Source organism: Desulfovibrio oxyclinae DSM 11498, assembly GCF_000375485.1.
GTDB lineage: Bacteria > Desulfobacterota > Desulfovibrionia > Desulfovibrionales > Desulfovibrionaceae > Pseudodesulfovibrio > Pseudodesulfovibrio oxyclinae.
Map to the genome: position 1 here is coordinate 1 of NZ_AQXE01000021.1, position 9,696 is coordinate 9,696.

Genomic DNA, 9,696 nt, shown 5'->3' on the forward strand with positions numbered 1-9,696 from the left:
GCACTCCCAACTCTCGGCTGAGAAGCTCAAGGTCTTCTCCCCGAAGCAGGCGAAGCACGGCTTCGACCTTGTGCTGGGCCCAGAAACGTTTCTTCTTGCGCGCCGGTTCCGGCTCTCCGGCTCCGTTCGGCCTACGGCCTCCCTCCGCCGGAGAGCCGGAACCGGCCTTCGAATTCTTTCCCATTGTCGGTCACCTCCTGGACGTTTGTTACGCCCAATTCGGTGTCCAAGAAAACCCTAGGGCAATCCACGTCTGTGTTTTTATCCTTTTATTTCTGCTGCTCAGAGAATTTTGGTGTTGGTATTGGAAGATAAATGAACGGTTGAGAGTGCAGAATGCCGTGGAGCGTAGACTGTATAATGTAGAGGTTTTGTTGGAAAAACAGATTGGTTTGATCGAAGAAAAGGTTACAGACCATGATGTGAAAGAAGCATAGCAGCTTGACAAGGTTTTGCGGGTGGTGCATCCAAGGGGTACGGAGCCTAGAAACTCCACTTGGCGGACGCCGCCACCCCGTCAGACGCGGTTTTTTTGTGCCATAAATACAACCGATTTTTGCCGGGAGTGGTGTAATGTCCAGGGCTTCGGCCTAAAAAAACCAGCCTCGCCAAGTGAGGTTCTAGCTCCCGGCATTCTTTATTTCGAAGAGTGCCCCTAGAAAACACTTGGAGGTTCCGTCATGGAACGCAATTTCATCCTCACCGAATCCCGCTTGAACGAACTTGGCAACGAGGCCGCAAAGATCGAATCTGGGCTCGACTGCCTTGCGCTGCTGCTGGAGTGCAAGGGGCTGAACTCCGACAAGGAGCTGTCCGAGCTCTGCCTCAGCCTGTCCAGCCTGATCCGCAGCGTCCAGTCGGACGCACAGGGGTTGTTCGACAACATGGATCCGCATGGCGAATTCATCACCGCCTGCCACCTGCGGGAGGTGAGCAATGGGTAGCGTGATCCCGTTCGACTTTGACGGCAGTGCCGTGCGCGTCGTCATGCGCGAGGACGAGCCGTGGTTCGTGGCGAAGGATGTTTGTGGGGTGCTTGATATAGGGAATAGTCGTCAGGCGGTGTCGCGACTTGAAGAGGATGAAAAGGGTGTCATTACTAGTGACACCCTTGGCGGTTCCCAGAAAGTCTCCGCCGTTTCCGAGTCCGGCCTTTACGCCCTGATCTTCACCAGTCGCAAGCCCGAAGCGAGGCGGTTCCGCAAGTGGGTCACTTCGGAGGTGCTGCCCGCCATCCGCAAGCATGGCCGGTACGAGTCATGCGGGACAACCGGACTGCCCGGAGACGTGCCGGATTTCTCGCTGCGGCTCAAACCCGCGCTGCGGGCGCAGGCCATGCACACCGCGGTGCAGACCGCCCGGCTGGACGGCGGGAGCGAGCAGGACGTGAAACGGCTCTACCTCGAATATTGCGGCTTGTTCTGCGCACGAGGCACAGCGGACTTTGAGACCTCGGACCCCAGCCTGACCGCGTTCATCGAAGCGCGCTGCGCCCTCGGCTCACGGCTGATGGTGACGAAAGACCGGCTGTTCAGCGCCTATCAGGAGTTCTGCAGCGAGGAAGACTGGCCCACCCTGCGGCGAGAGACTTTTTTTCGTGAAATCAGGGGGATGCTTGACAAAATCCGCGTTATTCGGCCCCGGAGCCATGGCCGCAAGCGCTGCGTTCTCGGCATTGGTTTGATGAAAAAGTGATTTCATTGCAGGTAGTTGCAGTGGTCTTGACCAGTAAAATTTACTATCAGTAAAAGACCCCATTGCTTTTGCATCCCCCTCACGGTGTAGCGTTGTCGCAAACGCACACCGTGAGGGGGATTTTTCATGACCAAAGCCGAGCTGCAGGCGGAGCTTGCCAAACTGCGCCAGACCGAGAGCCGGATCCTGACCGGGGGGCAGGCCGTCACCACGGACGGGGATACCGTGACCGAGGCGACGCTGTTTCGCGTGCAGGAGAAGATCAAAGAGCTTGAGTCCCGTCTGGCGTGGGCGACTCGGCGCCGCAATGCGGTGAGCGCCCGGTTTGGAGGGCGGTCATGAAATATGGTGACCTTGACCTCTGGACGCGCATGCGGGCCACGATGATGGCCCTGAGCGATCCGCGTAAGGCCGCCCGTTTCGTGAATGAGCGGATGCAGTTTCTCGCCTACAAGGCCGCTGACCGCAAAGGCGCGAACGCTCGCTGGCTGCCCGGCAACCGGAGCGAGGATGCCGAACTGCGGCGCGACGGCAGGCTGGTCACGGCCCGCGCCCGTGATTTGGTCCACTCCTCCCCTCATGTGTTCGGCGCCATCGAGCGCATTGCCGCGAACGTGGTGTTTTGCGGCATCCGTGCGCAGGCGGAAGCCAAGCGCGCCGACGGCTCACTCGACACAGAAATCAACCGCCGCGTGGAAAGCCAGTGGAAACGCTGGGCCGAGCACCCCCACGTGCGTTTTTACGAGTTGCAGGAACTTGCGGTGCGCCACTGCTGGACCGACGGCGGCCTGCTGGCACACTACTACGTGGACACCGACCTGCTGCGCGACGGCGTTGTGCCGCTCGGCATCGAGCTCATCGAGATGGACCAGATCGACACGTCGGTGCATGGCCCGCTTCCCGGTGGCACGGTCGCCCGCCGCGGCATCGAATACAATGCCAAGGGTCACCCCGTCGCCTACCATCTGCACACCGAACACCCCGGCGATGCCGAGGTGCTCTCCTTTTCCTCGTTCGGCTCCGTGCGCATCCCGGTGGAGAATCTCAACCATATTTTCCTGCGGCGTAGGATCTCCCAGAGCACCGGCGCAAGCTGGCTGGCCTCGGTTGTGCCCGACATGCGCGACCTGAACGAGTACCGGGACAGCGAACGGATCGCCGCGCGTCTGGTCTCGGCCTTCGGATTTTTCGTCAGCTCGCCCACGCCCGAGGCTCAGCCCGAAGACTTCATGTCCACGTGGCCTGAGGACACCGTGGAACCGGGTGACTTCATCGAGCCGGGCCGGGTGCAGTTTCTGCCCGACGGCGCGGAGATCAAGGGAACCGGTTTTGATCGTCCCGGAAACACCTATGAACCGTTCGTGCGGGACACGCTACGCGGCGCGTCCGTCGGCATGGGCATGAGCTATGAGGCCGCCAGCAACGACTACACCGGCGCATCGTACTCATCGGCCCGCAGCGCCTCGCTGGAAGAGCGCCGCGGCTACCGTAAGCAACAGCATTTCATCAACCGCCGGTTCAACACCCCCACGTGGAACTGGTGGATCAGCCTGCTCTCCATGTCCGGACTGGAACCGGATGCGCCCGCCAATGTGCCCGTGCGCTGGCAGAACCCGGGATGGCCGTGGGTGGACCCGCTCAAGGATTCCAAGAGCGCCGAGCTGGAACTCAAGCTCGGCATCACCTCCATGACCCGCATCGCCGCCGATCGTGGCCACGACCTCGAAGAGATTCTCGAAGAGCGCAAGCGGGAACGGGAGCTGCTCGAAAAATACGGCCTGACGGCCAAGGAGGAACCCCATGCCCCTGAAGCCTGAGAACGGCGAAAGCAAGCAGGATTTCCTGCGACGCTGCGCGGACGGTGACGAGTCCCGCATGGTCGAATGCACGGCCGAGTGGAACAAGGCGCGCCTTGCCGCGCTGGTGGACGACAGCGTGATGACCCTGACCGCCCCAATTGAGCTGGCCGACCCCGATCAGGAGGAGGCCGCCCCGAGACGGTTCTCGATTCTCTCGCACACCGGTCCGGTAATCGACCTCGGTTTTTACCGCTTCGTCATCGCGCTGGACGGCATGGCGCTCGCCAAGGACGCCGTGCCCGCACTGCGCGAGCACTACCGCAACCAGATCGTCGGGACCATCGACCATAGCGAGAACGCCGAAACGGGCTTTTTCGTGTCCGGCAGGTTTTCGAAGGCCACCCTCGCGGGAAAGGAAGTGCTGGCCCTGGCTGACGAGGGCTTCCCTTGGCAGGCCTCGGTGGGCGTGCGCGGGCTGGAGGTCCTCGAAGTCGCCGATGGCCATACCTACGAGGTCAACGGACAGACCGTAACCGGGCCCATCGACATCTGGCTCAAGTCCGAAGTTTTCGAGGTGTCGTTCTGCCCGTTCGGGGCGGACGACGATACCGCAGCCATCGCCATGCACCGGGCAGGCGGCGGCAGAACCACCAACAAGGAGGCATCCATGCCCGCCGACAAGAAACTGGAGAAGCCCACCAAGGGCAACGGCCTGCCCGAAGAACAGCAGCAGGCCCCGGCAGAAACCCCCGAGGAGAATCTGGACCACGGCACCGGCAAGAAGAACGAAGCCGATCTGGAGCAGCCCAGCGGCGGAACTGTGGTCGTCGGACTCTCCGGCGCAGACGTGACTTCGCTCATCGCCAACGGTGCCCAGCTCGGTCTTTCCGCCGATGCCGTCACCGAAGCGCTGGGCGACTGCAAGATCGCGCTGGCCGACGCCCGAATCAAGCTGTTCGAGCTGGCCGAAAAGAAGAACCCGCCGCTGGGCGCAGGCCGCTTCGTGCCCGGTGCCGACGAGCGCGACAAGCTCTCCCTGGCCATGACGGACGGCGTTGCCCTGCGCATGGGGCTGAGTCTCGACAAGCCCGCTGCAGGCAATGAGGAATTCCGGCACATGGCCCTGTTCGAGCTGGCGAAGTTCTGCCTCGAACGCGAAGGCGAACCCGTGCGCGGGCTCTCGCGCACCCAGATTGCCGAGAACATCCTGCGCCTGTCCGCCACCTCCCGCAGCGACTTTCCGGGCGTATTCCGCGAGGCTGCCCACAAGCGCCTGCTTTCCGCCTACGGCGAATCGCCGGCCACGTGGCGGCCCCTCGTCAACGTGGTGCCGGCAAGCGACTTCCGCGAGATCCACGGCATCGCCCTGTCCGAAGGCCCCGACCTCGACCTGGTGGGCGAGAACGAAGAATACACGTTCGGCAAGCTCAAGGAAAAGCAGGAATCCTACCGCATTGCCAAGTACGGCAAGAAACTGGCGCTGACCCTTGAGATGATCGTCAACGACGACCTGCGCGCCTTCGCCCGCATTCCGCAGCTGCTCGGCTCCGCCGCCAGCCGCAAGACCGCCGATATCATCTGGAGCCTGATCCTCGCCAACCCGGTCATGGGCGACGGGGAAACCCTGTTCAGCTCCATTCACAAAAACATCGCCACCACGCCCGGCACTGTCAGCAAGGATGGTCTTTCCGCGGGACGCAAGGCCATGCGGATGCAGAAAGGCTTGAACGGCACGACGCTCGACATTCGGGCAAAATACCTCGTGACCCCGGTGGAACAGGAGACCGATGCAGAGGTACTGCTGCGTTCCACCTCGCTGCCCGAAACCGGCATGTCCGCCGGTGTCCACAACCCGCACGGCGGCAAGCTGACGCCCATTGCCGAGCCGCGCCTGGACGATGCCTCCAGCAAGGCCTGGTACCTCGTGGGCGATCCCAACCAGATCGACACCATCGAGGTGGCATTCCTCGACGGTCGCGAAGAGCCGGTCATCGCCGAAAAAGAGGACTTCGACCGCGATGCCCTGGTCTGGAAGGTGCGCCACATCATGGGCGCGGGCGTCATGGATCACCGTGGATTCTACCGCAACCCGGGCGTCTAGCCTGAAAGGAGATAACCATGTCCCAGACCTACATCCGCGACGGCAGGACCATGCCCTACGAAAACAGCACCGGATCGAACATCGCATCCGGTCAGGCCGTACTGGTGGGATCGCGTGTCGGCATCGCCATCAGCGATATCCCCGACGGCGAATCCGGCCCGCTTGCCATGACCGGTGTGCACGCACTGCCCAAGGTGTCGGCCGACGACGCCGCACAGGGGGGCAAGGCCTACATGAAGACCACCGGCGAAATCACCACCACCGCCAGCGGCAACACTCTGGTGGGCTTTTTCTTCGCCTCTGCCGCCCCCAATGAAACCGAGTGTCTCGTGGCTATCAACGCCATGAACGCATAGCCCTGTCATCCTCCCTGCAACCGGCGGGTCGGGTTCCGGGAACCGCCCGGCCCGCCACCAAAAAACAGGAGCGCGGCACGTGTCCTTCACCCCTCTGGAAACCCTTTTGATCGGCTTTGCGTGCTCGCTGCTGTCCGCTGTGGGCGTGCGGCTGCTGTTTGCGAAAAATTTTGTGACTCACACCCAGTGCACGTCCGAGCGGGAAAAAATGTGTCAGGCGGACAAGGAGCTGCGCGAGCGGCTGAAGTCTCTGGACAACGGGCAACGCATCCAGTTCCGAATGCTTCGCGGAATCATCGTGCATTCGGACATTCCTGCGGCACAGCAGGAAAAAATCCTCAATGAGAACTAGGGGGAACCATGATCCATTGCGTCATCCTTCGCGACATCCGCACCGGCGAGGCCACGCTGGGCCGCCTGCGCTTCGAGGGCGATACCGAAGATTTTTGCTACACGCTTGAGGAGCCTTGGAAGGACAATCGCACCTACATTTCCTGCATCCCGGCGGGGCGGTACCGCTGCCGCCGGCGTTGGTCCAGCCGCTTCGGCCGGGAGCTGTTCGAGGTCTCCGACGTGCCGGGCCGCACCGCGATTCTGATCCACGCGGGCAACACCACCGACGACATCGAGGGCTGCGTCCTGCTGGGCGAATCCCGCGACGTGGGCAACCGCTATTTCGGCAAGCCCGCGGTGCTTGAGAGCCGGTCCGCCATGGGCCGTTTCATGGAGCGCCTTGACGGCGTGGACGCCTTCGACCTGACCGTGGAGGAGGTGTAGCCGTGGCTCTGCCCCTGTTGCCCCTGCTGGGTCTGGTGCCCGAGGTGGTGGGCATGTTCACCGATGACGAGGACGTCACCAAGGTGGCCGAGACCGCCTCGAACGTGGCCCGCACCCTGACCGGAGCGGACGACGAATCCGCCGTGGACGCGCTCAAGGCCGACCCCTCGCTGCTCGTTGAGTTCCAGACCCGGATGCGTCAGTTCGCCATGCAGGAGATGCGAGAGAAAACGCAGCGCTTGCAGGAAATCAACAGGACCATGCGCGTGGAGTACGAGAGCGCCAACACCTACAAGACCGGCTGGCGGCCTGCCGTGGGCTGGGTGCTGGCATTTTCGTTCCTGATCATCGTGCTGGCGGTGGTGGTGCCGTGGGTCTGGTTCACCTTCGAGGATCCCGCGCAGGTCAGTCCCATGCTGGAGAGCGCCGCCCGGCTCATCGGCGCGTTGAACAATCCCATCATTGCCATGGCCGCAGTGCTCGGCGTGCTGATCAAAAAGCGCTCCGACGACAAGCACGCGGCGAGCACCTCCCGACCTTCCGGCACCTTGGCGGGACTCTACCAGAAATATTTCGGAGGCCAGAAATGAGCGCTGCACTGATCACCGGATACGCCTCCCGCTACCTGCGGCGCGGCATCGCCACCACGCTGGTGCGGCCGGACGGCAGCGAGATTCCGGCGCGGATCATTCTGGAGCGGGCCGGGCGCGTGGACGCCACGCACGGTGACCACCAGCAGTCGGTGGTCAAGGTGCTGCGCGCGGACTTTCCGCAGCCGCCCGAGGGCCGCATTGAGGCGGACGGGATGCAGTGGCGGCTGGGCGAAGTGCTCGGCCGCGCCGACGGAACCAACCGCTTTCAGTGGGCCGTGCTGGCGATGGCCGAGTCGCGGCTGTGGGCGGGCAAATGAGCAAGCAACAGCGAGTGAGGATTACGGGAGCCGACGAGCTGCTTCGTGCGGTGCAGGGCTTTGAGCATGGCGGGCCGCAGGTGGCGGCGCGGGCCCTGAACAAAACGGCAAGGGGTGCCGGAGCTCACACCCGTAAGCTTCTTCGTCAGTTGCTCAAGCTCCCTGACAAGGAAATATCGGGCAAGATCACTATTTGGAAGGCCAATCCCAAGTCGTTGTACGCGGCAGTCATCGCGCGGGAAAAGCGCGGCGTGCCGCTTATTAAGTATCCCGTGCGTCCTCGCACGCCGAATCCCAAGCGCCCGCCGTCAAGAGGGGTTTCCGTGCAGGTCAAACGCTTTGGCGGTCAGAAAACCATCCCCGGCGCGTTTGTCGCCAGAATGAAATCGGGACATGTCGGCGTCTTCAAACGAACGGGCCAGTGGAGCGAAAAACAAAAAGGGTACTACGTGGGTGAGTATCGCGAAGATATTAGACAACTCTACGGACCCAGCTTCGTGCAGTATCTGAATCGCGGTCGCCTGCGGCGGAAGTTGGATAAATATATTCAGCGCCGTCTTGAGACAACCCTCCGGCACGAGATCAACTGGCAGATTCAGAAACAATTCAATCAGATCAAGGGGGCGCGATGACCCAGCAGACATTCCTTGCCGCACGCAACACCGCGGCGCTGGCCGTGGCCACCAGTCCGGATATCCAAAATTTCATGGCGCGGGAGTTCCCGCTGCTGCGTTGGCGGGTCTACCGCGAGGTGTTCGCGGGCATGCTGCCCCCGGCGGATGCGGCTCCCTTCGCGGCTTTCGGGCCGTTTTCCCACGGGCAGCCGGACAAGGATCCGCACGCCATCGAGCACGCGCTGCCGGTGGGGGTCTTCCTCGCCCGGCCGCAGGGTGACTTTCAGGACGCGGGCAGCGACGTCATGGTCATGCCCGGAGCGGCGCTGCTCGATGAGCTGGCCGCGCTCACCGAAAAGGCCGTTTCCTCCGCGCTGACCGGCGCGGGATTTCCCTTTGAACAGGACCCGTACCTGCCGGACGATCTGGCGCAGTACGGCGATTTCATCATGTCGTTCTATCTCTACAGGATTAGAACGCGACGCTATCTCTAGGAGGCATCCATGGCACTGACCCGCAAACAGGTTTTTCTGGACAAGATCGAGGCCGATCCCGGCGCGATCGAGGTCGTGGACCCGGCAACCGACGGCGTGCTCTGCCTGTCCGGCACCGAGCTGACGCCCGAATCCGAGCGCGTGGACAACAGCAGACTGTCCTCGTCGCTCTCGGAAGAGGCGCACGTTGTCACCCGCACCAGCACCAGCCTCAAGCGCAGCGTGGAGTTGCGCGGCGGCGGCATCGTCGGGCAGGCGGTCAACCCGCCCGACTTCGACACCCTGCTGCGCTCCTGCGGTCTGGTCCGCTCGGACGCGGTGTTCCTCGCCGTGGACAACGTGGTCGGCAATTTCGAGCGCGGCGAGACCGTCACCGGCGCGACCTCCGGGGCCACCGGCACGTTCCTCGCGTTGGTGCGCGGCGGGCTGCTGATGGACGATGTGGTGGGCGTGTTTGAGGTCGAATCCCTCTCCGGCGGCTCCAGCGCGGCCACTGCCGATGCCGTGGCCGATCCCGTGACCTGCCCGCAGTACCTGCCCACCTCCGATCTTTCGCTCATGGAGAGCGCCACCACGGTCTACTACCGCGACGGCGACAAGCACACGGTCAGCGGAGCGCGCGGCACGTTTTCCGTGACCATGCCCGCAGGCCAGCCCGGGCGGCTGGATTTCACCCACTCCGGGCGTTTCGTCGAGCCGGTGGCCGAGCCCAACCCGGTGCCCACGCTCAACACGACCCTGCCGCCGGTGGTGGAGTCCGCGTCGCTCACCGTGGGCGGTCGCACGCCTGTGGGCGTGGCGGAGCTGTCCATCGACCTTGCCAACAACCTGACCCGCGACGCGGATCTCAACGCGCCCGAAGGCATGCGCGGCTACCGCATCTCGGGCCGCTCGCCCAGCGGCTCCATGGACCCCGAGGCCGAGACGCTCACCGCAGACAACAACCCCTA

At 63.1% G+C, this 9,696-nt stretch carries 14 protein-coding genes; 13 read left to right on the plus strand and 1 reads right to left on the minus strand.

Annotated elements, in window-relative coordinates; all coding sequences use genetic code 11:
* A partial coding sequence (locus tag B149_RS17560; protein ID WP_040373091.1) for a hypothetical protein occupies positions 1–184 on the minus strand: 184 nt, incomplete at its 3' end.
* Positions 185–680: 496 nt separating this feature from the next.
* Here B149_RS17560 and B149_RS0115725 point away from each other — a divergent pair.
* The 13 genes from B149_RS0115725 to B149_RS0115785 all read left to right on the plus strand — a co-directional run.
* Complete coding sequence (locus B149_RS0115725) at positions 681–944, plus strand: hypothetical protein (RefSeq protein WP_018126126.1); 264 nt, start codon at positions 681–683, stop codon at positions 942–944.
* Complete coding sequence (locus B149_RS18440; RefSeq protein WP_018126127.1) at positions 937–1,695, plus strand: BRO family protein; 759 nt, start codon at positions 937–939, stop codon at positions 1,693–1,695. The genes B149_RS0115725 and B149_RS18440 overlap by 8 nt, the downstream gene beginning before the upstream one ends.
* 126 nt (positions 1,696–1,821) lie before the next feature.
* Entirely contained in the window at positions 1,822–2,037 is a 216-nt protein-coding gene (locus B149_RS0115735) for a hypothetical protein (protein ID WP_018126128.1), read from the plus strand.
* The gene (locus tag B149_RS0115740; protein WP_018126129.1) at positions 2,034–3,512 is read left to right on the plus strand and encodes a phage portal protein; all 1,479 of its coding nucleotides are present in this window, start codon (positions 2,034–2,036) and stop codon (positions 3,510–3,512) included. Before B149_RS0115735 ends, B149_RS0115740 begins: the two co-directional genes overlap by 4 nt.
* Positions 3,496–5,595 (plus strand): phage major capsid protein, encoded by a 2,100-nt coding sequence (locus B149_RS18135; RefSeq protein WP_156816859.1) that lies wholly within the window; start codon positions 3,496–3,498, stop codon positions 5,593–5,595. The genes B149_RS0115740 and B149_RS18135 overlap by 17 nt, the downstream gene beginning before the upstream one ends.
* A 17-nt stretch (positions 5,596–5,612) precedes the next feature.
* Positions 5,613–5,951, plus strand: a complete 339-nt coding sequence (locus tag B149_RS17575; RefSeq protein ID WP_018126131.1) for a DUF2190 family protein — start codon at positions 5,613–5,615, stop codon at positions 5,949–5,951.
* Between the two features lie 79 nt (positions 5,952–6,030).
* Complete coding sequence (locus tag B149_RS0115755) at positions 6,031–6,303, plus strand: hypothetical protein (RefSeq protein WP_018126132.1); 273 nt, start codon at positions 6,031–6,033, stop codon at positions 6,301–6,303.
* An 8-nt stretch (positions 6,304–6,311) separates the two neighbouring features.
* On the plus strand, positions 6,312–6,728 hold the full coding sequence (locus B149_RS0115760; RefSeq protein ID WP_018126133.1) for a DUF5675 family protein: 417 nt from the start codon (positions 6,312–6,314) through the stop codon (positions 6,726–6,728).
* Between the two features lie 2 nt (positions 6,729–6,730).
* Positions 6,731–7,318: a 3TM-type holin gene (locus B149_RS0115765; RefSeq protein WP_018126134.1), complete on the plus strand. Its 588-nt coding sequence runs from the start codon at positions 6,731–6,733 to the stop codon at positions 7,316–7,318.
* Positions 7,315–7,638 carry a hypothetical protein gene (locus B149_RS0115770; protein WP_018126135.1) on the plus strand — a complete coding sequence of 108 codons (324 nt, stop codon included), beginning with the start codon at positions 7,315–7,317 and terminating at the stop codon, positions 7,636–7,638. The genes B149_RS0115765 and B149_RS0115770 overlap by 4 nt, the downstream gene beginning before the upstream one ends.
* The gene (locus B149_RS0115775; RefSeq protein ID WP_156816860.1) at positions 7,635–8,270 is read left to right on the plus strand and encodes a phage tail protein; all 636 of its coding nucleotides are present in this window, start codon (positions 7,635–7,637) and stop codon (positions 8,268–8,270) included. Before B149_RS0115770 ends, B149_RS0115775 begins: the two co-directional genes overlap by 4 nt.
* Positions 8,267–8,746: a hypothetical protein gene (locus B149_RS18140; RefSeq protein WP_018126137.1), complete on the plus strand. Its 480-nt coding sequence runs from the start codon at positions 8,267–8,269 to the stop codon at positions 8,744–8,746. Before B149_RS0115775 ends, B149_RS18140 begins: the two co-directional genes overlap by 4 nt.
* A gap of 9 nt (positions 8,747–8,755) precedes the next feature.
* Positions 8,756–9,696: phage tail tube protein (locus B149_RS0115785; RefSeq protein ID WP_026167674.1), on the plus strand; the 941-nt coding region annotated here is incomplete at its 3' end.

What these genes read in the sequence shown, in the direction of transcription:
- B149_RS18140 (WP_018126137.1), top strand. Translation starts at nt 8,267, where the DNA reads ATGACCCAGCAGACATTCCTTGCCGCACGCAACACCGCGGCGCTGGCC.
- B149_RS0115735 (WP_018126128.1), top strand. Translation starts at nt 1,822, where the DNA reads ATGACCAAAGCCGAGCTGCAGGCGGAGCTTGCCAAACTGCGCCAGACC.
- B149_RS0115760 (WP_018126133.1), top strand. Translation starts at nt 6,312, where the DNA reads ATGATCCATTGCGTCATCCTTCGCGACATCCGCACCGGCGAGGCCACG.
- B149_RS0115770 (WP_018126135.1), top strand. Translation starts at nt 7,315, where the DNA reads ATGAGCGCTGCACTGATCACCGGATACGCCTCCCGCTACCTGCGGCGC.
- B149_RS0115775 (WP_156816860.1), top strand. Translation starts at nt 7,635, where the DNA reads ATGAGCAAGCAACAGCGAGTGAGGATTACGGGAGCCGACGAGCTGCTT.
- B149_RS0115740 (WP_018126129.1), top strand. Translation starts at nt 2,034, where the DNA reads ATGAAATATGGTGACCTTGACCTCTGGACGCGCATGCGGGCCACGATG.
- B149_RS17575 (WP_018126131.1), top strand. Translation starts at nt 5,613, where the DNA reads ATGTCCCAGACCTACATCCGCGACGGCAGGACCATGCCCTACGAAAAC.
- B149_RS18440 (WP_018126127.1), top strand. Translation starts at nt 937, where the DNA reads ATGGGTAGCGTGATCCCGTTCGACTTTGACGGCAGTGCCGTGCGCGTC.
- B149_RS18135 (WP_156816859.1), top strand. Translation starts at nt 3,496, where the DNA reads ATGCCCCTGAAGCCTGAGAACGGCGAAAGCAAGCAGGATTTCCTGCGA.
- B149_RS0115725 (WP_018126126.1), top strand. Translation starts at nt 681, where the DNA reads ATGGAACGCAATTTCATCCTCACCGAATCCCGCTTGAACGAACTTGGC.